This is a genomic window from Xanthobacter versatilis, assembly GCF_043193975.1.
In the GTDB taxonomy this organism is placed as follows: domain Bacteria; phylum Pseudomonadota; class Alphaproteobacteria; order Rhizobiales; family Xanthobacteraceae; genus Xanthobacter; species Xanthobacter autotrophicus_E.
In genome coordinates this window covers 535,383-561,507 of the sequence record NZ_JBAFVB010000001.1, presented here as the reverse complement: position 1 = coordinate 561,507, position 26,125 = coordinate 535,383, and the positions used below count along the sequence as shown (strand labels likewise).

Below are 26,125 nucleotides of genomic sequence, written 5' to 3'. Positions count from 1 at the left end.
GATTCCCAACGAAAGAGGGCGCGCCACCGGCGCGCCCTTTCTTTTCGGCGACAGGACTTGCTTTCGACCGCTGGCAGCCCGCAGGCGTCAGCCCGCCGGACGCTCCTTGACGCGGGTCAGCACCGCCTCGGGGCCGGAATAGGCCTCCTGCAGGTCCACGCTCCAGTAGCGCAGCTCATCCAGCGGAATGGCCTGCCCTGTGACGGCACAGCGCACGAAGCTGCCCGGCCGCAGGATGCGGAACTCGCCATCGAGGTAGCGGACCTCCGCCTCGCCATGGGGCTCGGGGAAGCGTTCGAATCTGTTCATCACAGCCGTTATCGTCCTGAAATAAGAATTTCCAGCATAGCCATTCGCCCCGCAGCGCGAAAGAGGCGCCGGCTCACCGATCGAACAGGGTCGGCCCCTCGACCTTGGGCGGCTTCCTGGATTTCGCCGGGCGTGGCCGCGCGGGCGCAGCAGGCGTGGCAGCCGGCACCACGTCCCCCGTCACCGCCGCCACGTGCCCGTCTGCGAACTCAAGATCCAGCGCCGTGCCCGCCGTGAGGCCAGCGGCAAGGCGCACCGGCTGGCCCTGCGCATCGCGCACCAGCGCGAAGCCACGGCTCAGCACCCCCTTGAAGGACAGGGCATCCAGCAGTTGCCCCGCCGATCTCAGCCGCGCTGCCCGCTGCTCGCGCGCGACCGAAAAAGCGCGTTTCAGCCGGCCGTCCAGCGTCTCCAGCCGGTCGCCGGCGCGCTCCAGGCGCAGCCTCAGCGCCTCCGGGGACAGCCGGGCCCGCGCGGCCACGAGGCGCAGGCGGTGGGCGGCCGCATTGGCCTTGAGCGCCCGTGGCAGGCGCTCGCTCGCGGCATCGAGCCGCTGCCTGGGCACGGAAAGCAGGTTCTCCGTGCTGGGCAGGAGCCGCGACAGGCCGCGCAGGTCCGCCCGCCGCCGCTCCAGAAGCCGCACCGGGGCGGCAGCGAGGCGCCCGCCCAGGTCTTCCACCGCCGCGATCAGCTCGGAACGCACCGGCACCACCATCTCGGCGGCGGCGGTGGGGGTGGGGGCGCGGACATCGGCGGCAAAATCGATGAGGGTCACGTCGGTTTCGTGGCCCACGGCGGCAACCAGCGGGATGGCGCTTTCCGCCGCCGCCCGCACCACCTCCTCGTCGGAGAAGCCCAGAAGGTCCTCCAGCGCGCCGCCGCCCCGCGCCACCACGATCACGTCGGGACGCGGGATGGCGCCGCCCGCCGGCAAGGCGTTGAAGCCGCGAATGGCCGCCGCCACCTCCGCGGCCGAGGTCTCGCCCTGCACCCGCACCGGCCACACCAGCACCCGGCGCGGAAACCGGTCGGCGAGGCGGTGGAGGATGTCGCGGATCACCGCCCCGGTGGGCGAGGTGACCACCCCGATCACCTGCGGCAGGAACGGCAGCGCGACCTTGCGCGCCGGATCGAACAGGCCCTCGGCGGAGAGGCGGCGCTTGCGCTCCTCCAGCATGGCCATGATGGCGCCCGCGCCGGCGAATTCCAGCGCCTCGATGACGATCTGGTAGCCCGACTTGCCCGGATAGGTGGTGAGGCGGCCGATGGCCACAACCTCCAACCCCTCCTCGGGCTTCAGGCGCAGGCGCTGGAAGGTGCCCTTCCAGATCACCGCGTCGAGCCGCGCGCCGGCATCCTTCAGGCTGAAATAGGCGTGGCCCGAGCCATGCGGCCCGCGATAGCCGGAGATTTCGCCGCGCACCCGCACGTGGCCGTAGGCGTCCTCAACCGTGCGCCGGAGCGCGGCAGAGAGCTCGGAAACGCTCCATTCTGGCGCGTTGGCGCGGGGTTCGGCGACATCCACCATCGAATCGCAGTCGGCTGTTGGTTCAGAAATTAGCATAGCGGGAAAGCCCCCCATGCGGCGAGCGCAGAGCCGTGCCTCTTGTTTGCGCGGCCCTGAGCCGATAGGCGATTGTGACAAGAGACTCTCGCAAGAGACGCCAGTCAGAGGCGTACGAGCGAGACATGGGGCAACGCACGGGGGAGGCCGCATGAACATCCTGCTGCTCGGATCGGGAGGGCGCGAGCACGCCCTCGCCTGGAAGCTGGCGCAGAGCCCAAGTATGGGCCAGTTCTACGCCATACCGGGCAATCCCGGCATTGCCGAGCACGCGGAGCTGATCGAGGGCATCCCCCTCTCGGCCCACGACACCATCGTGAAATGGTGCCAGGACCACGGCATAGACTTCGTGGTGGTGGGTCCCGAGGCGCCGCTGGTGGCGGGGCTGGTGGACCGGCTGGAAGCCGTCGGCATTCCCGCCTTTGGCCCGACGGCCGCCGCCGCCCGGCTGGAGGGCTCCAAGCTTTTCACCAAGGAATTGTGCAAGGCCAACTCCATTCCCACCGCCGCCTTCGGCCGCTTCACCTCGGCCGCCGAGGGCGCCGCCTATGTGCGCCAGCAGGGCGCGCCCATCGTGGTGAAGGCGGACGGCCTCATGGCCGGCAAAGGCGTCGTGGTCGCCCTTTCCGAGGAAGAGGCGGTGGACGCGGTGGAGCAGGTGTTCGCCGGCGGCGGCACCGAGGTGCTCATCGAGGAATTCATGGAGGGCGAAGAGGCCAGCCTGTTCGCTTTGGTGGATGGCGAGACGGTGGTGCTCTTCGGCAGCGCCCAGGACCACAAGCGGGCCTTCGACGGCGACCTCGGCCCCAACACCGGCGGCATGGGCGCCTATTCCCCCGCCCCCGTCCTGACGCCCGAGCTGGAGCGCCGGGCTCTGGACGAAATCCTCATCCCCACCGCCCGCGCCATGGTGGCGGCCGGCGCGCCCTATCGCGGCGTGCTCTATGCCGGACTCATGCTTACGGCCGACGGGCCGAAGCTGGTGGAATACAATTGCCGCTTCGGCGATCCCGAATGCCAGGTGCTGATGCCCCGCTTTACGGGTGACCTGGTGCAGGTGCTGCACGCCACCGCCACCGGCCAACTCGCGCAGGTGACGCCGGAGTGGTCGCAGGATGCGGCCATGACGGTGGTCTATGCCTCGCGCGGCTATCCCGGCCCGCATCAGGTGGGCAGCCCCATCGGGGGGATCGAGGCGGCGGCGGAACTCGACGGCGTGCTGGTGTTCCAGGCCGGCACACGGCGCAAGGGCGTCGCGCTGGTCTCGAACGGCGGGCGCGTGCTGAACGTCACCGCCACCGGCGCCACCCTCGGCGAGGCCCGTGACCGGGCCTATGCTGGGATCGCCCGCATCGATTGGCCGGACGGCTTCTACCGCAGCGATATCGGCTGGCGCGCGCTCGGCAAGGCAACTCCCGACAAGGGGGCCCGATGACCGCCCGCGAGAAGCCGCCCCTGCCCACCCTGGACGATTTCCCGGTCAAGGCGAGCGACACCATCCGCTACGGCGACACCGACAAGCTCGGCCATGTGAACAACGCCGTCTTCTCCACCTTCCTGGAGACCGGCCGCACCCGGCTGCTCTGGGGCGGGGCTGCCGCCGTCGCGCCGGAGCACGCCAGCTTCGTGCTCGCCCGCCTGGTGCTGGACTACCGTGCGGAGATGTTGTGGCCCGGCGAGGCGTTGATCGGTACCGGCGTGCTGTCCGTGGGCAACAGCTCCATAACGCTGTCGCAGGCCATCTTCCAGGGCGAGCGCTGCACCGCGACGGCGGAAACCGTGCTGGTGCTGTTCGACATGGTCACCCGCCGTCCCCAGCCCCTTCCCGAGGAAAGCCGCGCGCGTCTCGCCGACCTCAAGATGCGCCGTCCCGGCTGAGGCGGGCCAGCCGCTTTGCGCCGGCCGGCATTGTGCTCTAGATAGGGGGCCGACAGCCCCGGATGTGCCGTGCGCCTTCTGCCTCTTGCCTTCACGCTTCTCGTCGCCACCATTCTCGGGCTTGGCGTCACCTGGTTTTCCGTCACCCACTCGCGCGGGCTCGACGTGGTGCGCGCCGGCGCCTGGCAGGGCTGGCCCCGCGCCGGCACCGCCAAGGCGGATCCCTACGCGCGCGCCGCCTTCGCCCGCTCCGGCGAGCTGCCGCTGGAACTTGCCGACGGCCTGCTCTTCCTCGCCGCCACCGATGACGCCGGCAGGCCCATCGACGGGCGCTGCGAGACACGCATCGTCGGCGTGCTGCCCCAGGCCCGGCTGTGGACGCTGACCCTGATGGACCAGGACGGCCACCTCATCGCCAATGATGCCGGACGCTTCGGCTTCACCAGCGCCGAGGTGGTCTATCGCGACGACGGCGCCATCGACGTGCGCCTCTCCCCTCGGGCCCGTTCGGGCAACTGGTTGCCCACCGGCGCCCGGCCCCGGCTGAAGGTGGCGCTCCGCCTCTATGACGCGCCGTTCTCCTTCGCCTCTGGTGCCGCGGACGCGGCCGTGCTGCCCAAGATCACGCAGGAGGCCTGCCTGTGACGACGCTGGACGACCTGCGCGAGGAAGCCTCGACCGTTGCCGGGCGTCTTGCCCGGCGCGCTGGACGCTTCCTCGGCAGCCTGCCGCGCCCGCATTTCTCCCGCCCACGCCTGTCGCGGCCGCGCTTCGGCTCGCCCGGGCAGGTGCTGCTGTTCGTCGCGTTCGCGGTTGTGCTGGGCGCCATCGCCCACATCGTCTCCATCCTCGCCATGCCGGCGCTGGCCGAGCGCAACGCCTATGCCCGGCTGTCCGAGCGGATGGATTCCAACGTGCTCACCCTGCTGCCGGACCCCTCGCCCCAGGAGCAGGCGCTGCCCATGATGGACCCCGCCTTCGTCTCGGCGGTGTGCCTTTACGATCTGTCGGAAGCGCCGCTGAAGGTGCGGGTGCCGGCAACGGCCGACTACACCTCGGTGTCCTTCTATACGGCGGAGGGCCTTGCCTTCTATGCGCTGAGCGACCAGGCGGCGGGCAAGGTGATCGAGCTCGACCTCATGACGGCGAGCCAGAAGGCGGCTTTGCCGGAGGATGAGGAAATCACTGCCGCGGACCGGCTTGTGATCGAATCCCCCGCGCTGGAGGGCATCGTCGCGGTGCGGGCCTTCGTGCGCGAGCGAGGCACACGGGCATTCGTACGGCGCCAGCTCGAGGCCGCGACCTGCACGCTCTCAAACTAGCTCAGCGGGCGCGCCGGCCGTTGTTGCTGCGGGGCACCGGACCCGGCAATCGCGCCTCATACCGTTCCACGCGCACCACCGGCAGGATCACGATGTCCGCGCCTTCGCTACGGACCTCGTCTCCATCCCTGTTCCGCGGGGTAGCGCGGCGGGCAGCCAGCGTCCACGCGTCGGGGAACGCAATGACAGTGCTCATGCTCTTCTCCTCAGTCGAGAGCTGTGATCACAACGTCGCTGGCGTTCTTATGGTTTCGTGCACCTGAACGGGGGGTTAACCGATCATGGCAGGCGCGCCCACCCGCCTCGCTCCCCCTGCCCCGGATTCCCTGCCTTATTCCTTGGCCAGATCCAGGAAATGCCGGCCGTCGCGGTCCTCGATCTCCACCACGAAAATGTCCGGGTCGAACTTCAGCTCCCGCGCGATGCGCGCGTCCGCATCCGCCTCGGGCCGGCCGGGTTCCACCAGAACCGAGAACAGGCGGTCGCCGGGGGCGCCTTCGTCGAAGGCGCTCTGCGGTGCGGGGCCATAGAGGGCCGCGGTGCCGTCGAGGCGCGAGGCCTTGACGAAGATGGCCCCCGCCTCCTCGGAGCCGCGGCGGACCACCACGCCATAAGCGCCTTCCACCTGGGCACGGCGGAGCAGGGCGGAGACGAAGATGGCGCTCTTGAGCCGCATTCAGTTGACCGTGACGCCGGAGACCGAGGCCAGCTCACGCACGAGCTTGTCGCTGACCTCGCCGTCGGCGGTCATGTTGCGGTCGCGCTGGAACCGCTGGATGGCGGTGCGGGTTTCGCCGCCCGGACGGCCGTCCACCTTCAGCGGGCCGTAGCCGAGCTTCGCCAGCGCCTTCTGCACCGCGAGCAGGCGCGGCGAGGCCGGGACATCGCCCGGCGGACGCACCGCGCCGGTCACATCCGTCCCGACGCCGACGCTGGCCGGCGGACGGCGGGGCACGGGATCGGCATAGGCTTGGGATGTCGAACGGCCAGCGGCCGCCGTGCCGGGCACCAGCGGCACCGGTGTTCCGGTGACGGTGGTGCGGATGGACAGATAGCCGAGCGCGCCATCGGTGGCGCCGCCGGTGGACGCGGCTTGAGTGCCGCCTGGGCTGTGCGGCGGCAGTGGCACGGTGGTGCGGGTGGTCCTGGCGCGGTCGAGGGCCTGGATGGCCCCGGCCGGGCGCGCCTCCGGTAGCGGCGCGCCGGCGGGCGGCGCCTGCAGCAGCAGGAGATTGACAAGGAATGCCCCCGCGGCGGCAGCGGCCACGGCGCCGGCCGCCATGTCGAGCCGGCGCAGGCGCCGTTCCTCGTTCACACGGGCGCTCGCCGCCAACGGGTCGACCGCCGCTGGTGCGTCCTCGCTTAATCCCCCCGACATAACCGGTTCCAGCTTCATGCCAACCTCTTCGCGCGGGTGTCGTCGAGGCGGGTGGGGAACGGCGCCACCACGCCCTCCCCCCGCACCGCCGGCTCAGCCGCAAGCGGCAATGTCACGGTCACGCTGGTGCCCCTCCCCGGCGCGCTCTCCACCCGGAAATCGCCACCGTGGAGCTTCACCAGCCCCTTCACCACCGCGATGCCAAGGCCGCTGCCCCGGGCACGCTGGGTGCAGTCGCCGGCCTGGAAGAACGGCTCGCCAAGCCGCGCCACATCCTCCGGCCGCATGCCGGGGCCGGTGTCGCGTACCCGGATGGCGACGGCCTCGCCCTCGCCGCGCACGCTCACCTGCACGCGGCCGCCCTCGGGCGTGAATTTCACTGCATTGGACAAGAGATTGAGCACGATCTGCTTGAACGCCCGCCGGTCGGCATCGATGGCCGGCAGGCGAGGCGCGAACACCGTCTTCACCGCCACGCCCGCGCGTCCGGCATCGATAGCCACCATCTCGGCGCAGCCGGCGACGAGCGCGGCCACGTCCACGCCCTCGCGCTCCAGCTCGTAGGCGCCTGCCTCCACCCGCGAAAGATCCAGGATGTCATTCACCAGACCGAGCAGATGCTGGCCGCTCTCGTGGATGATGCGTGCGTAGTCGGCCTTGCGCGCATCGTCGAGGGGGGCACCGGTCTCGGTGGCCAGCAGCTCGGAAAAGCCGAGGATGGCGTTGAGCGGGGTGCGCAGCTCATGGCTCATGGCGGCGAGGAAATGACTCTTGGCGGCATTGGCCTCCTCCGCCTCGGCGCGGGCGCGGGCAGCGTCGTCAGCCTTCAGTCGTTCGGCGGCGGCGGCCTGCCACGGCGCGCGCCAGACGATGCGCACCAGGCCGGAGCGCAGGGCCGTGCACCTTGCCTCCACGGTCATGAAGGCCGGCGCGGTTTCCGCCTGCCCGTCACAGCGCAGCCGCAGCTCGCAACGCTGCGCCCTGCCATGATGGGCCGCCTGCACGGCGGAGAGGAAGGCTGGCCGGTCGGCCACCAGCACCCGCTCGAACAGGGCGAGGCCGATAAAAGCGGCGGCCGACGCGTCGGCGAACGGCCCCTCCATCGCCTCCACCATCGCCACCTCGCCACGCAGGCCGTGGCGGGTGACGAGGAGGGCATCGTCGGGAATTTCCTCGCTGGCGCGGGTGGCAGCACGGGCCAGCCCGCCGGCCACCGCCGCCAAGGCGGCTGAGACGAGCCCGGTGGCCACCAGCGCGGTGGCATTCAGGAACGCTCCCTGGACGAGGCCCGTGACCTCGGCCAGCAGCACGAGGGCCCCACAGCCCAGCGCCAGCACGCCAAGGCCGGTGAGGGTGGCTCCGGTGACGCGCCCGAGCACGGCAAGACGCGGCAGGCTCTCGCCGCCCGCACCCTTCCGGGGGCCGGGACGAGAACCATCCGCCGCTTCGCCGATGCCGAGGTGACGCACGCCGCCCCCTGTCAGATGCCCGCTTGAGCGGGCCGGATGCTGTGAAAACCTGTGCACCGGTCTCCCGGCACTTTCGGGGAACACCCTGCCACGGCAGGCTTTAAGCGAACGCTAAGCCGGGGCGGCACCGCCTGCTTTCAGCGTTAACGATGTCTTGAAAAGTGCGCCCCCTGGAGCATCCCTGCCGGCCCACCGGGACCCCGCCTCTGGTATTCTGTAAGGGCGCCGGCATCCGGCCCGCGCGTCTCGACGAGGGAGCCATGTTCTTTCTGCTGCGCCTCGCCTTCTGGATCGGCCTCGTGCTGCTGCTCCTGCCGCTCGGCCTCAAGGGCACCGACGGCAAGGAGGTGAGCGTGTTCGACGCCTTCGGCGCCGCGCAGGCGCTGGTGGCCGACCTCAAGGGCTTCTGCGAGCGCCAGCCGCAGGCCTGCGCGGTGGGCGGGCAGATGGCGAGCCACCTCGTGGAGAAGGCGCAGGTGGGCGCCAAGTGGCTGCACGATTCCATCGGTTCCGCCCCCTCGGGCGAGGCGCCCCATCCGCCGGCCGCCGTGCCGGGGGCGGGCCAGACGGGTGCGCTCGACCTCTCGCCCCAGGATCTTTTGCCGGTCTGGGGCGGCGGCGAGAATGGCCGCACGGTTCTTCCCCAGGGCGCCCAGCCCGGCGCTCCCGCCGCCCCGGCAGCCCCCGCCCCGCTGCCGCCGCGCCGGCCGGCCTGACTCCCGAAAATCGACACACGGAATCAAAGTGGCCGCATTCCTTGCCGGCTGTGTTATGCTGCAGCGCAAGGATCTCTGGGCGCCTCATTTCCGTTTTCCGGACGGGCGCCTCAAATGGGACGAGGAATTGGCCTCATGAACGCAGACGACCTCATTGCGGATTTCGAATTCCTGGACAATTGGGAAGACCGTTACCGGCACGTCATCGAGCTGGGCAAGAAGCTGCCGCCCTTCCCCGATGCCGAGCGCAACGAGACCAACAAGGTGCAGGGCTGCGCCAGCCAGGTGTGGCTCATCTCCGACCTGAAACAGACGCCGGCCGGCACCATCATCGAGTTCCAGGGCGATTCCGACGCCCACATCGTGCGCGGCCTGGTGGCGGTGCTGCTCCATCTCGTGTCGGGCCGCAGCCCGAAGGAGATCATGGAGACCGACATTCTCGGCGTGTTCCGGCAGATCGGGCTTGAGGGTCACCTGACGCCGCAGCGCTCCAACGGCCTGCGCTCCATGGTGGAACGCATCCGCGGCCACGCCCGCGCGGCGCTCGCCGCCGCCTGACGCGCGTCCGCCCGAGAGGCGTCTCGGCCCCGTTCGTCGGGGCCGGTCCCGCATGCTTGACAGCCTGGTGGTGACAGATGCGCCCCGACGCGGTCTGGCGCCAAAAGTCAGGCAGCGCTGGCGCCACTTCGCACCGTTACATCGGCCGCGGCAAGACGCCGGTACAAGCTGCGCTGCCGGGCGATGGGCCACCAGTCGTAAAGGAAGATCTCCATGGGCCGCCACAGGGCGACCCAGCCGAGGATCAGCAATCCCTCGGCTGCGAACCCCGCCAGGTTCCGAGAGAACGCCCCCTCCCCGATCAGGCCGGCAATGCCTAGGCAGACGGCGAGCACAGCGCAGCCGATGGCGAGCGACAGCCGGCCGATGCGGAACAATTCCTTCAATTCGCCCGCAACCGCAATCTCACGATCTACGAAATAGTGGCGCAGCGCCTCGGGCAGGCCCCTGGCCTCGGGCGTGGCGGCTTCCCCTTCGGGCAGGTGCACGACGATGCGCACCGGCGACCGGCGCGGCATTTCCCGCGCCCAGGCGACGATATACGCCTCGGCCTCGGGATCGAGGTCCCGCTCCCGGAACGGGAAGGGATCGAGCATGTTGAAGAGTTGCGAGACCCGCTCAACGCGGATCTCGATGTCGGTGTCCATGGGGATCGCTCAATCCGCCCCGATCAAGAAAAGCCCGACGCTTTTCGAGCGAAGCGAAGCGGGACAGGATCCAAACCACCCAACGATCAGATTACATCGCAATCTGACCGGATGCGGCTCTGGAAGCTCAACCCGTTCCGACGAAAGGAAAGAGAGGATTTCCGGTTGCTGTACGGCGGCGCGCCTCAGCGGCGGCCGCGGCGTGCCCGCACGCGCACGGGTACCGCCTGCTTCTGCCGCGCCGCAAGCTGGGCAAGGACCATGGTCCCGACAAGAGCTGCGAGGGCGAGAGCGGAACCGGCAATGAGGGACATGGAGATCCTCCTCCAAGACGCTTGCGACGATCGTCAGCAAGCAGACAGGACCTGCGCCGACGAACAAGTTATCTTAACCGTGTTCGTGGCGCGCGCTACCCGTCTAGATCAACAAATAGGTGCCGCGCCGGTGGCAACGAGGGGCGTCACGGCCATGTGACCGCTCGGAAGCCGGTCGCCCGGACCACGAAATGCCGCAGATCCATGCAAATTCACTTCCAATCAATGGGTTATGCATGCGCGGACGAAGGCGGCCGGCGTATGGGAAAAATGTCGCTCGGCGCCGTCGGTGAGCCCTACAAGGGCGACAGATAGGGCAGCGGCCCCGGCGCGGGGGCCTGGCGCACCCGCTCCAGGCGCTCCATGGCGCGGGCGAAGGAGCCGTCGAGATGGCTCTTCAGCGCCTCAACCGCAGCTTCGGCTTGGCCGGCGGCGAGCCGCTCCGCCACATCCATGTGCTCGATGAGGAACGGTTCCACGCCGGGCGCCCGTGCGGCGGCGTCATAAAGGAAGGTCAGGGCCACCAGCAGCGTCTGGTAGGTGGAGAGGGCATCCATGAGGGTGGCATTGCCGCAATGGCCGAGGAGGCTGATGTGCAATTCCTCCTCCAGCGCGCTGAGGCGCGCCCCGTCCACGGCTTCGGGGGCGGCCATGGCATCCGCGAGGTTGCCCCTGAGCGCCGCGAGGGTCGCAGGCGGCAGGCGGGGGGCGGCAAGGCGAAGCGCCGCCGGCTCCAGGATGGCGCGCATTTCGAAAAGCTCGGCTACGTAGGCGGGCGTGAGAGCCGGCGCATACCAGTGCTGGCGCGCATCCTTGCGCACGACCCCGCGCTGGTGGAGCCGCGACAGCGCCTCCCGGGCCACCGTGCGGCTGACGCCGTAGGCGGCGGCGAGGTGATTCTCCACCACGCGGAATGAGCCGAAGGCGCTGCGGGTGACCACCTCGTGCTCCACCTCCTTGTAGATGCGCTCCCAGGTGGATTCGGGGGCAAGGTGGATATCCGCCGCCGGCGCCTGTTGGGTGAAATCCGGGACCGGGCCGATGGGCAGCTCGACGACGAAGCCGTGCCCCTCGGCGCGGCGCACCAGGCCGAGTTGCTCCAGCCGGGCGAGGGCCTGGCGTGCCGGGGCGCGGGAAATGCCGAAGCGCTCCGCCACCCGCGATTCGAGCAGGCGCTCGCCGGGCCGAAGCGCGCCGGAGACGATCTGTGCCGCCAGAATGTCGAAAGCCCGCTCGTGCAGGCGGGGGGCAACCCCGCTGGTCCGCGCGCCCTCCCGGCCGGGCTCGGCCCCTTTGCCGGCAGCAGGGATCAGGTGTCCCATCGCGTCCTCACCGTCCCTCTGACCCATCGCATGGCGGAAAGGGTGCCGGAGCGGGAGCTAAATGCCAAGCTCAACAAAGGCTTGTGCATGGCGCGGGATGCCGCACCCAAGGCCTGGGAGCCACGGCTCGCCAGCGGCCCGAGCGCCGAACGGCTGAAGCCGCACGCGACCCCACAGGACAGGGCCGATCAGCCGAAAATGACGGCCGCGGCAATGACGCTGTAGGCCAGGAGGAAGAGGAAGCTGTCCCGAAGGACCCGCCCGCGTGCTATGGTCATAATTCACTTCCCATCATGTCCAGTCATTTTATATGGAAAGTGATTATCGTCAATAAACAAATTTTTCATGTGTATTTTGGTTTATGGCCCCCTGCCCGCCGACGAATGCCGGCGGGCAACGCAAGGCCTGCGACAAGGCTTGGGGATCGTGCGGACGGGCTACCGTCCCTCGAAGCGGGGCGCGCGCTTTTCCACGAAGGCGGTAGCGCCCTCGGCGAAATCGTGGGTGCCGGCGCTGGCGATGAAGGCGTCGCGCTCGGCGTTAAGCTGGTCCGACAGGCTGTGGTTGAAGGAGGCGCGCAGCAGGTGCTTGATGCGGCCATAGGCCAGCGTCGGCCCGGCGGCGAGGCGTTTCGCCAGCGCATCCGTCTCGCCCTGAAGGTCCGCCGCCGGCACCACCTTGTTCACCAGCCCCAGCCGCAGCGCCTCCGCCGCCTCGACAGTGTCGGAGAGCAGCGCGATCTCCATGGCCTTGCGCAGCCCCACCACCCGCGGCAACGAGAAGGTGGATGACCCGTCCGGCGAGGTGCCGATGCGGGTGTAGGCCAGGGTCATCTTGATGTCGTCGGCGGCGATGGCAAGGTCCGCGGCCAGCGCCACCGAGACCCCGGCCCCCGCCACCGCGCCGTGGAGGCACGCGATCACCGGAGCCGGCATGGCGGCGAGCGAGACGATGGCATGGTGAAACGGATCGATGATGGCGCTCACCACCTTGGGCGCGTCGCGGCCGGCCTCATGGAAGCGGCCCACGTCGCCGCCGGCCATGAAGGCCCGCCCTTCCCCCGACAGCACCACCACCCGGACGCTCTCGTCCTTCGCCACCTGGTCCACCGCCGCCTTTAAAGCCAGCACCGCCGCCTCGTTGATGGCGTTCAGCACATGGGGGCGATTGAAGCGGATGCGGGCTATGCCCTCGGCAATGTCGAGGCGGATGGGGTGTTCGTCGACGGCGGCGCTGGTGGGGGCGCTCATTGGGGGCGTTCCTCGGGCGTTATCGGCTCGGCCCGCACGCGGGTGCGGCAGGCGTATCCGGCTGGGGACCGCCAAGCTGCCAAAGCCGGAGCATCGCCACAAGGCACCCCGACCTCAGATCGGCGAATCGGTGTCCGGCGGGAACAGCACGCCGGCCTCTTCCAGATAGGTCTCCAGCGCCGCCAGCGTGGCGCCGATGTCGCCGGTGGTGTCGAGCACCAGCTCGGGCGCCTCAGGCTCCTCATAGGGCGCGGAAATGCCGGTGAAGCTGGCGATCTCACCCTTGCGGGCCTTGGCGTAGTGGCCCTTGGGGTCGCGCCCCTCGCACACCTCCAGCGGGGCGCGGATGAACACCTCGTGGAAGAAACGCGCGCCCACCTCCCGCGCCTGCTCCCGGTCGGCGCGCGTGGGCGACACCAGGGCGACGATGGCAATGTGGCCGTTGCGGGCGAGGAAGCCGGCCATGTGGGCGACGCGGCGGATGTTCTCCGAGCGCTCCTGCGGCGAGAAGCCGAGATCGGCATTCAGCCCGGTGCGCAGGGTGTCGCCGTCCAGATAGACCGGCGAGCCGCCGAGGTCGAACAGGCGCCGCTCCAGGGCCCGCGCCACCGTGGATTTGCCGGAGGCCGGCAGACCCGTCAGCCACAGCACCGCGCCCTGGTGGTGGAAGCGCGTGATCCGCTCGGCCGCCGTCACGGCCGAATCCACCGCCACCACCGGGCCGCGCTTCGGCGCTTCCAGCCGCGCCTCGCGGGCCGCGTGCAGGATGATGCCGCCGCCGCAGATGCGCCGCTCGCGCTCCACCACCACACGGCCGGTGAAGGCGTTGAGGTGATAGGGATCGGCCGGCAGGGCCTGGCGCAGCGTGATCTCCACCTCGCCCACATAATTGCGGCCGAGGCTCGCCTGGCCCTCGGTGACGAGATTGGCGGGATCCACCGCGCTGGTCACCGCCGAGACCACGCCCGGCGCGGCGGCGGTGGAGAGGCGCACCACCACCGGGTCGCCCGCCTTCAGCGGTGCGTCGTCGAGCCAGAACAGGCGCACCTTCAGGCTTTTGGCGGCGCGGGGGCGCTGGTCACCGTGGGCGGCGATGTCGCCGCGGGTGACGAAGATGTCCTTGTCGAGGGTGATGCCGGCGGACTGGCCGGCCTCAACCGTCGTAGGCGCCGGGCCGGGCCACGCCTCGATGGACTTCACCCGCGCGGTGGCGCCCGACGGCTCGAAGGCCAGCTCATCACCCACCGAGAGGCGGCCGCTTTCGATCCGGCCGGCGAGGATGCGCCGCTCGTCGAACTTGTAGACCGCCTGGATGGGGAAGCGCAGCGGCTGGTCGGACAGGCTCGGCGGGGCGGTGAAGGCGTCCAGCGCCTCCACCACCGTGGGGCCGGAATACCAGGGCAGGCGCGCGGTGCGCTCGGAGATGAAGTCGCCGTCGCGGGCCGAAACCGGGATGACGAAGGTGGGGCGCAGGCCGAAGCCGCCCAGATAGGCGCTCACGTCCTCCTCGATGGCCGCGAACGCCTCCTGGTCGAAGGCCACGCGATCCATCTTGTTCACCACCACCGCCACCTGCCGCAGGCCGAGCAGGTGCAGCAGGAAGGCGTGACGCCGGGTCTGCTCGCGCACGCCCTCGCCCGCATCCACCAGCAGCACGGCGGCATCGGCCTGCGCGGCGCCGGTGACCATGTTGCGCAGGAATTCCACATGTCCGGGCGCGTCGATGAGCACATAGTCGCGCTTGGCGGTCTTGAAGCGGATCTGGCTGGTGTCCACCGTGATGCCCTGGTCGCGCTCGGTCTGCAGCGCGTCGAGCAGGAACGACCACTCGAACGGCATGCCGCGGCGGGCGGAAACTTCCTTCAGCATCTCCAGCTTGCCGTCCGGCAGGGAGCCGGTCTCGTGCAGCAGGCGTCCGACCAGGGTGGACTTCCCATGGTCCACGTGGCCGACGATGACGATGCGCAGAAGCTCGCGCTCCTTGACCGCCGCAGCGGCGGTCGAGGTGGCGAGCGGCGCGGCGGGCGTTGAGGCGAACGAAGAAGCGGACATGGCAATGATCTCTTCAAAATCTCGGGATGCGGCGCGCTGGGCTCACAGGTAGCCGGCGGTACGCAGGCGCTCGAAGGCGTCCTCGGATTCGTGGTCCATGGCGCGGCCCGAGCGCTCGGAGGTCTTGGTGATGGCGAGCTCGGCCAGGATCTCGTCCAGGGTGGACGCGTCCGACTCCACCGGGTTGGTGATGTCCTGGTCGCCCAGCGAGCGGTAGCGCTTGCCGTTCTTGGAGAAATACAGCGGGATCACCGGGATGTTCTCGCGCTGGGTGTAGGCCCAGATGTCCATCTCGGTCCAATGCAGGATGGGATGGATACGCACATGGGCGCCGGGGGTCAGGGCAGTGTTGTACTGGTCCCAGAATTCCGGCGGCTGCTCGCGCACGTTCCAGGCGCCGTCGGTGCCGCGCGGCGAGAAGAAGCGCTCCTTGGCCCGGGTCGGCTCCTCGTCGCGGCGAATGCCGGCGATGACACCGTCGAAGCCATGCTTGGCCAGCGCCAGGCGCAGGCCTTCGGTCTTGCGGGCGGCCGAGCGGGCAGCGGGGGGAAGGGTGGGGTCGGTGCTCTCGATGGGCGGGCAATCCTCGACGATGAGGTCGAGGTCCCATTCCTTCGCGTAGTGATCGCGGAAGGCATACATCTCGGGGAACTTGCGGTGGGTATCCACGTGCATGGCCGGGAATGGCAGGCGGCCGAAGAAGGCCTTGCGCGCCAGGTGGATCATCACGTTGGAATCCTTGCCCAGCGACCACAGCATGGCAATCTTGCGCAGCTGGGCGAAGGCCTCGCGGAAGATGAAGATGCTCTGCGCTTCCAGCGCATCGAGACGCGTCATGACGTCATTCCTTCGTGGCACCGCTGAAGTGCCGGTCTGCCCCGGTCTTCGCCTGCCCGCGGAAAGCGGGACACGCCGGGCCGGAGCCCATCCAAACCGAACCGCCCTCCCCTTCCGCCTTGACCGCGCCCGGGCCGGGCGCCACAGACGGCGGGCAACTTTTAAATTCTACCAAACTGGTAGAATTTACATTGACGAGAAGCGGTTATTTTCATATTGCGCATTTTTGATCGGTAATTTAGCTTAAGACACACGTCAACTGGATTATTTAGCGCTCTCCCGCTGTGAGATGGGAAATCGGGCGCGCGGAGCGGCTTTTTCATGACCTCCCCCTTGCAGCGCAAGCTCAAGATCAGCGGACCGACGGTGGTGACCGCCAACCGCCTCGCGGATGGCATTTCCGTGTGGCTCACCGCCACCGGGGGCTGGAGCGAGACCATCGCCCAGGCCGCGGTGGGCACCACCAGCGACGAGGTGCTGCGGCTGCTCGACATCGCCCATGCGGACGAGATCACCGCGGTCGGCGCCTATCCGGCCCCGGCCGTTCTGGCGGCCGACGGCACGCCACAGCCGGCCAACCTGCGCGAGCGCATCCGCGTCACCGGCCCCACCATTTCCCTGCCCGGCGCAGCCTGAGATCCCTCAAGGGTCCCCGACGCCCAAGCGAGTAGGCCTCATGTACGTCTATGACGAGTTCGATCGCACGTTCCTTCAGGAGCGCGTCGCCGAGTTCCGCGACCAGGTGGCCCGCCGCCTGTCGGGGGAGCTGAACGAGGAGGAGTTCAAGCCGCTCCGCCTCATGAACGGCGTGTACCTGCAGCTCCACGCCTACATGCTGCGGGTGTGCATTCCCTACGGCACCCTGTCGTCGCAGCAGCTGCGCGCGCTCGGCGCGGTGGCTCGCAAGTACGACCGGGGCTACGGCCACTTCACCACGCGGCAGAACATACAGTTCAACTGGATCAAGCTGAACGAGCTGCCGGACGCCATGGCGGACCTTGCCAAGGTAGGCATCCACGGCCTCCAGACCTCCGGCAACTGCATCCGCAACACCACCACCGACCCCTGGGCCGGCGCGGCGGCGGACGAGGTGGAGGACCCGCGCCTCTATGCGGAGGTGATCCGCCAGTGGTCCACCCTGCACCCGGAATTCACCTACCTGCCGCGCAAGTTCAAGATCGCCATCACCGCGGCGAAGCATGACCGCGCCGCCATCCGCGTGCACGACATCGGCCTGCGCCTCCACAAGCGCGACGGCGAGACCGGCTTCGAGGTGATGGTGGGCGGCGGGCTCGGGCGCTCGCCCTTCATCGGCAAAACCATCAAGGACTTCCTGCCGAAGGAGCACCTGCTCTCTTATCTCGAGGCGGTGCTGCGCACCTACAACCTCGGCGGCCGACGCGACAACATCTACAAGGCGCGCATCAAGATCCAGGTGCACGAGATGGGCGCCGAGGCCTTCGCCAAGAAGGTGGAGGCCGAATGGGCCGAGATCCGCGACGGCGCCCTGAAGCTGGACGAGGCGGCCCTCGACGCCATCCGTGACCGCTTCAAGATCCCGGACCTCGAGGCGCTGGACGACCAGCCCGCGGAACTCGCCCGCGCGCTCGCCACCGACGCCGCCTTCGCCCGCTGGCATGCCAATTCCGTCGCCCCCCACAAGGCGAAGGGCCATGCCATCGTCACGCTCTCGCTGAAGCCCGTGGGCGCGCCGCCCGGCGATGCCACGGCGGACCAGATGGATGCCATCGCCGACCTCGCCGACCAGTATGCCTATGGCGAGATCCGGGTTGCGCACGAGCAGAACCTCACCTTCCCCTATGTGCGGCAGAAGGATCTGCCGGCGCTGTGGGCGAAGCTGAAGGCGATCGGCGTCGCGACCCCCAATGTGGGCCTTGTCACCGACATTATCTCTTGCCCCGGCCTCGACTATTGCTCGCTGGCCAACACCCGCTCCATCCCCATCGCGCAGAAGCTCACCGAGCGCTTCGCCGACGAGGCACGCATCGCCGACATCGGCCGGCTGCACGTGAACATTTCCGGCTGCATCAATGCCTGCGGCCACCACCATGTGGGCCACATCGGCATTCTGGGCGTGGAGAAGAAGGACGAGGAGTTCTTCCAGATCACCCTTGGCGGCAAGGGCAATTCCAAGGCCCGCATCGGCGAGCTGATCGGCCCCGCCGTCGCGGAAAGCGAGATCGTGGACGTGGTGGAGAGCCTCGTCGATACCTATCTCAACTTGCGGACCTCTCCCGCCGAGACCTTCGTGGCGGCGGTGGAGCGCCTGGGAATTGAGCCTTTCAAGGAGCGCGCCTATGCCCCTCGTTAAGAACGGGGCGCTTGCCGCCGATGCCTTCATCCCCGTCGCCGACGGCGATCCGCTGCCCGACGGGCCGGTGATCGTCTCCGCCGCCCGCCTCCTTGCGGACGGCCCGGCGCTGGTCACCCGTAACGGCGAGATCGGCGTTGCCTGGCCCAACGACAAGGATGTCGCCGAGCTTCAGCCCTTCCTGTCGCGGCTGTCGCTGATCACCCTGATCTTCCCGAAGTTCCGGGACGGGCGTGCCTACAGCCAGGCCCGGCTGCTGCGGGAGCGCTACGGCTACAAGGGTGAGCTGCGCGCCGTGGGCAACGTACTGCGCGACCAGGTGCTGATGATGGTGCGCGCCGGCTTCGACGCCTTTGCTCTGGAGAAGGCGGCGGACGTGGAGGCCTTCGGCAAGGCGGTTGCCACCTATTCGGTCTTCTACCAGCCCACGGGCGACCATCGCCCCACCGTGCGCGACGCTCGCACCGCGCCGGCGGCCACAGGGGGATAGTCCCATGACAGCCAGCCACAGCGCCAGCCTCCCCGCCACGCCTTTCGACCAGCCCTCGACCGGCGCCCCCCTGGGCGCAGGATCCGGCTTCGACGTGGCGGCGCTCGATGCGAAGCTCAGGTCGGCCGCGCCGCTGGAGATCATCGCGGCGGGGCTTGCCGCCTTTCCCGGCCACATCGCCGCCGTCTCGTCCTTCGGAACGGAATCGGCGGTGCTGCTGCACATGATCGCGCAGGTGGACAAGGCGACGCCGGTGCTCTTCCTCGACACCGGCCACCTGTTCGAGGAAACGCTGGCCTATCGCGACACCCTTATTGCGCGCCTCGGGCTGACGCAGGTCCTCACCTTCTCCCCGGATCCGGCGGCGCTCGCCGCGCGCGATCCCGAAAACGGCCTGTGGGCGGATGACCCGGATGCCTGCTGCGGCCTGCGCAAGGTGGAGCCGCTGGCCCGGGCGCTCGGCCCCTATGCGGCCTGGATCAACGGCCGCAAGCGCTACCAGGCATCGACCCGCGCCGACATTCCCTTCGTGGAAGAAGACGGGGCGCGGGTGAAGTTCAACCCGCTGGCGGCGCTCGGTCGCGACGACCTGCTCGCCTACATGGATGCCCACGCCCTGCCGCGGCACCCCATGGAACAGTTCGGCTTTCCCTCCATCGGCTGCATGCCCTGCACCTCGCGGGTGAAGCCGGGGGAGGACCCGCGCGCCGGCCGCTGGCGCGGAAAGTCCAAGACCGAATGCGGTATCCATATTGGCGATGGGAAATAATTTAATTCCATCGAATTTGTGATAAAAGGTGTTGACCCTTCGCGAGGCCAGTGCCATCGTTTGTTTTATCGAACAGACGATCCGTTTGACGGATGAACTTCGCTGGAGGCCCTCCATGTCATCTCGTCGCTCTTTCCTGCGCGCTTCCCTTGGGGCGGTCACGGCGCTGGCCCTGTCCGCCGGCGTGGCCGCCGCTGCCGAAACCACGCTGCTGAACGTGTCCTACGACCCGACCCGCGAGCTCTATGTGGAAGTCAACAAGGCCTTCGCGGCCGAGTGGACCAAGGCGCATCCGGGCGACACCGTGACCATCCGCCAGTCCCACGGCGGCTCGGGCAAGCAGGCGCGCTCCGTCATCGACGGGCTGGAGGCGGACGTGGTGACGCTGGCGCTGGCCTATGACATCGACGCCATCGCCGAGCGCGGCCAGCTGGCGACCGACTGGCAGAAGCGCCTGCCTGACAACGCCTCACCCTACACCTCCACCATCGTGTTCCTGGTGCGCAAGGGCAATCCCAAGGGCATCAAGGACTGGGACGACCTGGTGAAGCCCGGCATCAAGGTGGTGACCCCCAATCCCAAGACCTCCGGCGGCGCCCGCTGGAACTATCTCGGCGCCTGGGGCTACGCGCTCAAGAAGAGCGGCGGCGACGAAGCCAAGGCCAAGGAGTTCGTGAAGGCCCTCTTCAAGAACGCCCCGGTGCTCGACACCGGCGCCCGCGGCTCCACCGTCACCTTCGTGGAGCGCGGCATCGGCGACGTGCTGATCGCCTGGGAGAACGAGGCCTATCTCTCGGTCAACGAGCTCGGCCCCGACAAGTTCGACATCATCACCCCCTCCGTCTCCATCCTCGCCGAGCCCCCGGTGGCCGTGGTGGACAAGGTGGTGGACAAGAAGGGCACCCGCGCCATCTCCGAGGCCTACCTGAACTTCCTCTACACGCCGGCAGGCCAGGAGATCGCGGCCAAGAACTATTACCGTCCGCGCAACGAGGTCGTGGCGGCCAAGTTCAAGGACAAGTTCGCCCCCGTGGAGCTGTTCACCATCGATCAGGTGTTCGGCGGCTGGCAGAAGGCGCAGAAGACCCACTTCGCCGACGGCGGCGTGTTCGACCAGATCACCGGCAACTGATCCGTTTCCTTATCCTCGCGGCCGCCGCTCCCTCCCGGGCGGCGGCCGTTTTCCGGACCCGAGAGACGGGACCCTCGACAGAGTTTATGATTTGCCCATGAGCGCCTCTTCGCCCCGCTTCGCCTTCAGGCAGCAGAGCGTCATCCCCGGCTTCGGCCTCACCATGGGGCTGACGCTCACCTGGCTTGGCCTCATCGTGCTGCTGCCCCTGTCGGCCCTGTTCATCAAGACCAGCGAGCTCACGTTCGAGCGCTTCATCGCCATCGTCACCGCCGCCCGCACCCTGCACGCCTTGCAGGTGTCGTTCGGGCTGGCGCTGGTGGCGGCGCTGGTGAACGTGGTGTTCGGCGCCATCGTGGTGTGGGTGCTGGTGCGCTATGAATTTCCCTTCAAGAAGGTGGTGGACGCCCTCATCGACATCCCCTTCGCCCTGCCCACCGCCGTGGCGGGCATCGCGCTGACCGCGCTCTATGCCGAGAACGGATGGGTCGGCTCCCTGCTGGCGCCGCTCGGCATAAAGGTGTCGTTCACGCCGCTGGGGATCGTGGTGGCCCTCGTCTTCATCGGCCTGCCGTTCGTGGTGCGCACCGTGCAGCCGGTGCTCGCGGACCTCGACCAGGAGCTGGAGGAAGCCGCCGCCAGCCTCGGCGCCACGCGCACCCAGACCCTCGTCAAGGTGGTGCTGCCCTCCATCTGGCCGGCGCTGCTCACCGGCTTCGCCCTCGCCTTCGCGCGGGCGGTGGGCGAATACGGCTCCGTCATCTTCATCGCCGGCAACCTGCCGGGGGTGTCGGAGATCGCGCCTCTGCTCATCGTGATCCGGCTGGAGGAGTTCCGCTATGCGGATGCCACCGCCATCGCCACCGTGATGCTAGTGGCCTCGTTCCTGCTCCTGCTGATCATCAACCGCCTGCAGCGCTGGGCGGAGCTGCGGGGGAGCCGCAACGCATGAGCACGCTCGGCCAGCCGGTCCAGACCACGATCCACGGTGCCAGCGAGGGCCTGCCCTCCGCGCTTGAGCAATCCCATGCCTTTGCCCACCACGGCGGCCGACCGGTGCGCACCGAACCGCGCGCCGTGCGCATCGCCCTCATCCTGGTGGCGCTGGCCTTTATCGGGCTGTTCATCGGCCTGCCACTGGTGAGCGTCTTTTACGAGGCGTTCCGGCGCGGCTGGGCGGCCTATGTGGCCGCCATCATTGAGCCCGACGCCCTCGCGGCCATCCGCCTCACCCTCATCGTCGCGGCCATCTCGGTGACGGCGAACCTGCTGTTCGGCCTCGTGGCCTCCTGGGCCATCGCCAAGTTCGAGTTTCCGGGCAAGAGCCTGCTCATCACCCTCATCGACCTGCCCTTCTCGGTCTCACCCGTGGTGGCGGGCCTCATCTACGTGCTGCTGTTCGGTTCCCAGGGCCTGTTCGCCGCCTATCTCCAGGCATGGGACATCAAGATCATCTTCGCGCTGCCCGGCATCGTGCTCGCCACCATCTTCGTCACCTTCCCGTTCGTGGCGCGCGAGCTGATCCCGCTGATGCAGGAGCAGGGCACTTCCGAGGAAGAGGCGGCCATCTCGCTCGGGGCGTCGGGCCTCGCCACCTTCTTCCGCGTCACCCTGCCCAATGTGAAATGGGCGCTGCTCTATGGCGTCCTGCTCTGCAACGCCCGCGCCATGGGCGAGTTCGGAGCGGTGTCGGTGGTGTCCGGCCATGTGCGCGGGCTGACCAACACCATGCCGCTGCACATCGAGATCCTTTATAACGAGTACCAGTTCGTCGCCTCCTTCGCGGTGGCGTCGCTGCTGGCGCTGCTGGCCCTGGTGACCCTCATCGCCAAGACCATCCTGGAACACCGCCTCGCCGAGGAAGACAGATGACCATCGACGTGGTTGGCGTCACCAAGCGCTTCAAGACCTTTACCGCCCTCGACCATGTGAACCTCACCATCCATTCCGGTGAGCTGGTGGCTCTGCTTGGCCCCTCCGGCTCGGGCAAGACCACGCTGCTGCGCATCATAGCCGGCCTGGAATGGCCGGACACGGGCGAAGTGCGCTTCGATGGCGAGGACGCGCTGTCGCGATCCGTGCGCGAGCGCAACGTGGGCTTCGTGTTCCAGCACTATGCCCTGTTCCGGCACATGAATGTCTTCGAGAACGTGGCGTTCGGCCTGCGGGTGCGGCGCGGCGCGGACAAGCTGCCGGAAGCCGCCATCCGCGAGAAGGTCAACGAGCTGCTCTCCCTGGTCCAGATCGACTGGCTGGCCGAGCGTTATCCCGCCCAGCTCTCCGGCGGCCAGCGCCAGCGCGTGGCGCTGGCGCGCGCGCTCGCCATCTCGCCGCGCGTGCTGCTGCTGGACGAACCGTTCGGCGCCCTCGATGCCAAGGTGCGCAAGGAATTGCGGCGCTGGCTGCGCCACCTGCACGAGGAACTGCCGGTGACCTCCGTTCTCGTCACCCACGACCAGGAAGAGGCGCTGGAACTCGCCGACCGCGTCGTGGTGATGGGCCACGGCCGGATCGAGCAGGTGGGGTCCCCCGCCGAGGTCTACGACAATCCTGCCACCGCCTTCGTGCACGACTTCATCGGCGAGACCATCACCTTGCCCGGCGAGGTGCGCGGCGGCGCGCTCTATTTCGGCACCCGGGCACTGGGCCTTGATCCGCAGGGGGTGGGCGACGGCCCGGCGCGCATCCTCGCCCGCCCGCACGACGTGGACCTCGCCGATCCCGGCACCACGCCCTTCGCCGGCAAGGTGCTGGCGGTGCGCACCTTCGGCCCCACCCGCCGCGCCGATGTGGAACTGACCAGCACCGGCGGCCCGGTGGTGGTGGAAGCCGCCGTGCCCCACGGCCAGACATTGGAGCCCGGCACGCAGGTGGGCCTCCTGCCCCGCCGCTACCGGGTGTTTTCCCAGCCTGCGCGGTGAGCCAAGGCGGAAGGCGGGCGACGATTTTTCGCCACGGGCGTATGGTTTGAATGCCTCAGGCTGTCCGTTCCGGAGGCCTGAAGGGAGAACACCCGTGCCCCCGCTCCTCGTTGTCGCGCTGGGCGCCTTCGGCGCCGCCGCTGTGGTCAAGGTGATCGTCGCCGAAACGCGCCGCATCAACGCAGCGCTCGACCGCCGTCGCGCCGCCAGTCCGGATGTGATGAAGGCCGTTCCGCTGGAGCGCGACCCGGTTACCGGCGACTACCGTCCCAGGCAGGGGTGAAGGCGGAGGCCAAGCCTCAATCGGCCAGGACCGCGCCCACAGGTTCGTCAGTCACGGGCAGGGGCGCAGGCAGCGGCGGGCCGGCAGCCGGGCGCGGCGGCGCCCAGACCTGAAGCGCCCGCTGCTGCGCGGCGTGCGGCACGGCTCTTCTCATGCTCGCGGTGCACGGCATAGAGGCCCGCGCCCACCACCAGCACCATGCCCAACGTGGTCCAGGCATCCGGCAGGTCGCCGAAGACGAAATAGCCTGACACCAGCGCCCCGAACACCAGCAGGTAGCGCAGGGGCGAGACCGAGGCCACCGGCGCGTTCCGGAAGGCGAAGACGAGGCACAGGGTTCCGCCGGCAAAGGCCACGCCCGAGGCGACGATATAGGCCATGACCGCCACCGGCGGCAGCTTCCAGCTTTCCCAGGCCATGAAGACCGCGGCGGTGGCGCACAGCACCAGCGTGCCGGAAAAGCCCACCACCGTGCCCGGAATCTCCCGACCGATCCCGCGCGTCGACACGTCCCGGATGGCGCCGAACAGGGCGGCGAGCAGGGGCAGGATGGCGATGGCCTCAAAGGTGGAGGGGTCCGGCCTGGTCACGATCACCGCACCGCAGAAGCCGACCACGATGGCGCACCAGCTGCGCCAGCCCACCTTTTCGCCCAGCATGGGCACCGCCAGCGCCGTGGTGATGAGCGGCGTCGCCATGTAGATGGTGGTGGAGGAGGCGATCGCCATCACCGCCAGCGCCGCCACATAGACGAAGGTGGTCAGCGTATCGAGGGTGGAGCGCATCACCACCCGCGGGTGGAAGGCATAGCGCAGGGCCGGAAGGTCGCCGGCCCGCACGATCAGCACGAACAGCACGATGCCGGCCAGGAACGAGCGCAGGCCGAGCGCCTCGCCGAGCGGGATCTCCCGGATGGAGAGCTTGAGGAACGTATCGTTGGTGACGAAGAGCGCCATGGACAAGGCCATGGCGATCAGCCCCTTCACCGTGGCCGACATGGCGGGCTTTGCCGCCGCAGGGCCGGCTGCGGCCGGCTTCGCCGCTTGGGGAAGACGGCTCATGCCCGACACTCCACCGGACAAGCGGCGAAGGGAAGGACAGGCGTTGCGGCATTGACGCAGTCGCCGACGCGCAGGCGCACGGCTGCCCGGGGCAGGCTCACGATCGACCTCTTGGGGTTTGCTCCCATGGTGCAGGCCTGTGGCCCGCACCTCATCGATTAGTTGAACCAGATGTAGCTGATTTCAGGTAAATCCCGCCTTGCGGAATCCCGATGGCTCGCGCACGAGCCCTTCGCGCGCCGCATGCCGCCGCCACCTCACCGCCGCATTTCCCCCTTCGCGCGGGGACCGGACGTTAGCGGGAAACCTCCCGGCTCTGAGTGAAGGCTATTGTGGTGGCAGCAGGGCGCGCTTCAGCCGCCCGTCATGCTCATGTGGCGGCTCACCGCCGGCTGGCGGGTGCGGCGGTCGATGACGAAGTCGTGGCCCTTGGGCTTGCGGAAGATGGCCTCGTCGATGGCCTTCTGCAGCAGGGCATCGTCCTTCGAGGCCCGAAGCGGCGCGCGCAGGTCCGCGGCATCCTCCTGGCCGAGGCACATGTAGAGCGTGCCGGTGCAGGTGACCCGCACCCGGTTGCAGCCCTCGCAGAAATTGTGGGTCATAGGCGTGATGAAGCCGATCCGCCCGCCAGTCTCCTTCACTGCCGCATAGCGGGCCGGCCCGCCGGTGCGATAGTCGATGTCGGTGAGGGTGAAGCGCTCTTCCAGCCGTGCGCGCACGTCGGACAGCGGCAGATACTGGTCCACCCGTTCCTCGCCCACCTCGCCCAGCGGCATCACCTCGATGAGGGAGAGGTCGTGCCCCTCGCTATGGGCCCATTCCATCATGGAGGCGATCTCGTGCTCGTTCACGTCCTTGAGCGCCACCGCGTTGATCTTCACCTTGAGCCCGGCCGCGCTGGCGGCCTTCACCCCCTCCAGCACCTTGGACAGTTCACCCCAACGGGTGATGGCGCGGAACTTGGCCACGTCCAGCGTATCGATGGACACATTGATGCGCTTCACCCCGCAGGCCGCGAGGTCAGCCGCGTGCCGGGACAGCTGGGAGCCGTTGGTGGTGAGGGTGAGTTCCTCGAGCTGCCCGGTCTCCATGTGGCGGGACAGGCTGCGGAACAGGGTCATCACATCCCGGCGCACCAGGGGCTCGCCGCCGGTGAGGCGGAGCTTTCGCACCCCGCGCAGCACGAAGGCGCTGCACAGGCGGTCCAGTTCTTCCAGGCTGAGCAGGTCCTGCTTGGGCAGGAAGGTCATGTGCTCGGCCATGCAATAGACGCAGCGGAAATCGCAGCGGTCGGTCACGGAGACGCGCAGATAGGTGACGGCGCGGCCGAACGTATCCACCAGCGGTCCGGCCTGAGCCGCCGCTGCCACGCTTGGCCTGTCGATCAGATCCCTCGGCACATCACTCACGAGACCACTCCCACATCCACCCTGTGCCGCCTCTCCCGCCGGCTTCTGCCGGTCTCGAAGGCCCGCTGCCGCCCGCTGCCCCATTTCCGGAGGGACTGCGGCAGTGCGCGGA

General features: G+C 68.8%; 29 protein-coding genes. 15 read left to right on the top strand and 14 right to left on the bottom strand.

What is annotated here, in order from left to right; genetic code table 11:
• Positions 1-87: 87 nt before the first annotated feature.
• Both V5F66_RS02465 and xseA read right to left on the bottom strand, forming a co-directional pair.
• The gene (locus V5F66_RS02465; RefSeq protein ID WP_041575248.1) at positions 88-309 is read right to left on the bottom strand and encodes a DUF2093 domain-containing protein; all 222 of its coding nucleotides are present in this window, start codon (positions 307-309) and stop codon (positions 88-90) included.
• A 73-nt stretch (positions 310-382) separates the two neighbouring features.
• On the bottom strand, positions 383-1,837 hold the full coding sequence (gene xseA, locus V5F66_RS02460; RefSeq protein WP_394093156.1) for an exodeoxyribonuclease VII large subunit: 1,455 nt from the start codon (positions 1,835-1,837) through the stop codon (positions 383-385).
• Positions 1,838-2,024: 187 nt separating this feature from the next.
• Here xseA and purD point away from each other — a divergent pair, with 187 nt between their 5' ends.
• From purD to V5F66_RS02440, 4 genes are all read left to right on the top strand, one after another.
• Entirely contained in the window at positions 2,025-3,308 is a 1,284-nt protein-coding gene (gene purD, locus V5F66_RS02455; RefSeq protein ID WP_394050067.1) for a phosphoribosylamine--glycine ligase, read from the top strand.
• On the top strand, positions 3,305-3,751 hold the full coding sequence (locus V5F66_RS02450; protein ID WP_012113432.1) for an acyl-CoA thioesterase: 447 nt from the start codon (positions 3,305-3,307) through the stop codon (positions 3,749-3,751). The genes purD and V5F66_RS02450 overlap by 4 nt, the downstream gene beginning before the upstream one ends.
• Positions 3,752-3,820: 69 nt before the next feature.
• Positions 3,821-4,396: a DUF1214 domain-containing protein gene (locus V5F66_RS02445; protein ID WP_012113431.1), complete on the top strand. Its 576-nt coding sequence runs from the start codon at positions 3,821-3,823 to the stop codon at positions 4,394-4,396.
• 143 nt (positions 4,397-4,539) lie between these two features.
• Complete coding sequence (locus V5F66_RS02440; protein ID WP_394093290.1) at positions 4,540-5,073, top strand: DUF1254 domain-containing protein; 534 nt, start codon at positions 4,540-4,542, stop codon at positions 5,071-5,073.
• Between the two features lies 1 nt (position 5,074).
• Here the strand turns inward: V5F66_RS02440 and V5F66_RS02435 are convergent, their stop codons facing one another.
• The 4 genes from V5F66_RS02435 to V5F66_RS02420 form a co-directional block, all read right to left on the bottom strand.
• On the bottom strand, positions 5,075-5,269 hold the full coding sequence (locus V5F66_RS02435) for a hypothetical protein (RefSeq protein WP_041575244.1): 195 nt from the start codon (positions 5,267-5,269) through the stop codon (positions 5,075-5,077).
• Positions 5,270-5,404: 135 nt separating this feature from the next.
• Positions 5,405-5,749 (bottom strand): DUF1491 family protein, encoded by a 345-nt coding sequence (locus V5F66_RS02430; RefSeq protein WP_012113428.1) that lies wholly within the window; start codon positions 5,747-5,749, stop codon positions 5,405-5,407.
• Positions 5,750-6,469: a peptidoglycan-binding domain-containing protein gene (locus tag V5F66_RS02425; protein ID WP_394093155.1), complete on the bottom strand. Its 720-nt coding sequence runs from the start codon at positions 6,467-6,469 to the stop codon at positions 5,750-5,752.
• Positions 6,466-7,920, bottom strand: coding sequence for a sensor histidine kinase (locus V5F66_RS02420; protein WP_394093154.1), 1,455 nt, complete (start codon positions 7,918-7,920; stop codon positions 6,466-6,468). Before V5F66_RS02420 ends, V5F66_RS02425 begins: the two co-directional genes overlap by 4 nt.
• Positions 7,921-8,180: 260 nt before the next feature.
• Here V5F66_RS02420 and V5F66_RS02415 point away from each other — a divergent pair, with 260 nt between their 5' ends.
• Entirely contained in the window at positions 8,181-8,636 is a 456-nt protein-coding gene (locus V5F66_RS02415; RefSeq protein ID WP_394001753.1) for a DUF5330 domain-containing protein, read from the top strand.
• Between the two features lie 135 nt (positions 8,637-8,771).
• Positions 8,772-9,194: a SufE family protein gene (locus tag V5F66_RS02410; protein WP_012113424.1), complete on the top strand. Its 423-nt coding sequence runs from the start codon at positions 8,772-8,774 to the stop codon at positions 9,192-9,194.
• A 107-nt stretch (positions 9,195-9,301) separates the two neighbouring features.
• On the opposite strand, the gene V5F66_RS02405 is transcribed toward V5F66_RS02410, so the two are convergent.
• The 6 genes from V5F66_RS02405 to cysD all read right to left on the bottom strand — a co-directional run bounded on the left by V5F66_RS02405 (position 9,302) and on the right by cysD (position 15,616).
• A complete protein-coding gene (locus tag V5F66_RS02405) occupies positions 9,302-9,841 on the bottom strand; it encodes a hypothetical protein (RefSeq protein ID WP_012113423.1) in 540 nt (179 codons plus the stop codon).
• Positions 9,842-10,026: 185 nt separating this feature from the next.
• Entirely contained in the window at positions 10,027-10,155 is a 129-nt protein-coding gene (locus V5F66_RS02400; protein ID WP_394001749.1) for a hypothetical protein, read from the bottom strand.
• A gap of 296 nt (positions 10,156-10,451) precedes the next feature.
• Positions 10,452-11,477: a GntR family transcriptional regulator gene (locus V5F66_RS02395; RefSeq protein ID WP_012113422.1), complete on the bottom strand. Its 1,026-nt coding sequence runs from the start codon at positions 11,475-11,477 to the stop codon at positions 10,452-10,454.
• 437 nt (positions 11,478-11,914) lie between these two features.
• Complete coding sequence (locus tag V5F66_RS02390) at positions 11,915-12,727, bottom strand: enoyl-CoA hydratase/isomerase family protein (protein WP_394093153.1); 813 nt, start codon at positions 12,725-12,727, stop codon at positions 11,915-11,917.
• Positions 12,728-12,841: 114 nt separating this feature from the next.
• Positions 12,842-14,779, bottom strand: a complete 1,938-nt coding sequence (gene cysC, locus V5F66_RS02385; RefSeq protein ID WP_394093152.1) for an adenylyl-sulfate kinase — start codon at positions 14,777-14,779, stop codon at positions 12,842-12,844.
• 42 nt (positions 14,780-14,821) lie between these two features.
• Entirely contained in the window at positions 14,822-15,616 is a 795-nt protein-coding gene (cysD, locus tag V5F66_RS02380; protein ID WP_012113419.1) for a sulfate adenylyltransferase subunit CysD, read from the bottom strand.
• 321 nt (positions 15,617-15,937) lie between these two features.
• Between cysD and V5F66_RS02375 the strand changes: the two genes are divergently transcribed.
• From V5F66_RS02375 to V5F66_RS02335, 9 genes are all read left to right on the top strand, one after another.
• On the top strand, positions 15,938-16,252 hold the full coding sequence (locus tag V5F66_RS02375) for a DUF2849 domain-containing protein (protein WP_012113418.1): 315 nt from the start codon (positions 15,938-15,940) through the stop codon (positions 16,250-16,252).
• Positions 16,253-16,292: 40 nt separating this feature from the next.
• Positions 16,293-17,948 carry a nitrite/sulfite reductase gene (locus V5F66_RS02370; protein ID WP_394050077.1) on the top strand — a complete coding sequence of 552 codons (1,656 nt, stop codon included), beginning with the start codon at positions 16,293-16,295 and terminating at the stop codon, positions 17,946-17,948.
• Positions 17,935-18,438, top strand: a complete 504-nt coding sequence (locus V5F66_RS02365) for a DUF934 domain-containing protein (protein ID WP_394093151.1) — start codon at positions 17,935-17,937, stop codon at positions 18,436-18,438. The genes V5F66_RS02370 and V5F66_RS02365 overlap by 14 nt, the downstream gene beginning before the upstream one ends.
• A gap of 4 nt (positions 18,439-18,442) precedes the next feature.
• The gene (locus tag V5F66_RS02360; RefSeq protein WP_394050079.1) at positions 18,443-19,207 is read left to right on the top strand and encodes a phosphoadenylyl-sulfate reductase; all 765 of its coding nucleotides are present in this window, start codon (positions 18,443-18,445) and stop codon (positions 19,205-19,207) included.
• 115 nt (positions 19,208-19,322) lie between these two features.
• Positions 19,323-20,339 (top strand): sulfate ABC transporter substrate-binding protein, encoded by a 1,017-nt coding sequence (locus V5F66_RS02355; RefSeq protein ID WP_394001736.1) that lies wholly within the window; start codon positions 19,323-19,325, stop codon positions 20,337-20,339.
• A gap of 97 nt (positions 20,340-20,436) precedes the next feature.
• Positions 20,437-21,291, top strand: a complete 855-nt coding sequence (gene cysT / locus V5F66_RS02350) for a sulfate ABC transporter permease subunit CysT (RefSeq protein ID WP_394006620.1) — start codon at positions 20,437-20,439, stop codon at positions 21,289-21,291.
• Positions 21,288-22,211, top strand: coding sequence for a sulfate ABC transporter permease subunit CysW (cysW, locus tag V5F66_RS02345; protein ID WP_012113412.1), 924 nt, complete (start codon positions 21,288-21,290; stop codon positions 22,209-22,211). The genes cysT and cysW overlap by 4 nt, the downstream gene beginning before the upstream one ends.
• Positions 22,208-23,260: a sulfate/molybdate ABC transporter ATP-binding protein gene (locus tag V5F66_RS02340; protein WP_394001732.1), complete on the top strand. Its 1,053-nt coding sequence runs from the start codon at positions 22,208-22,210 to the stop codon at positions 23,258-23,260. Before cysW ends, V5F66_RS02340 begins: the two co-directional genes overlap by 4 nt.
• A 94-nt stretch (positions 23,261-23,354) precedes the next feature.
• Complete coding sequence (locus V5F66_RS02335) at positions 23,355-23,543, top strand: hypothetical protein (protein WP_394093150.1); 189 nt, start codon at positions 23,355-23,357, stop codon at positions 23,541-23,543.
• Positions 23,544-23,590: 47 nt separating this feature from the next.
• Here V5F66_RS02335 and V5F66_RS02330 read toward each other — a convergent pair whose 3' ends face one another.
• Together V5F66_RS02330 and moaA are read right to left on the bottom strand one after the other, a co-directional pair.
• A complete protein-coding gene (locus tag V5F66_RS02330) occupies positions 23,591-24,604 on the bottom strand; it encodes a DMT family transporter (protein ID WP_394093149.1) in 1,014 nt (337 codons plus the stop codon).
• A gap of 353 nt (positions 24,605-24,957) precedes the next feature.
• On the bottom strand, positions 24,958-26,004 hold the full coding sequence (gene moaA / locus V5F66_RS02325) for a GTP 3',8-cyclase MoaA (RefSeq protein ID WP_394093289.1): 1,047 nt from the start codon (positions 26,002-26,004) through the stop codon (positions 24,958-24,960).
• Between the last annotated feature and the right edge of the window lie 121 nt (positions 26,005-26,125).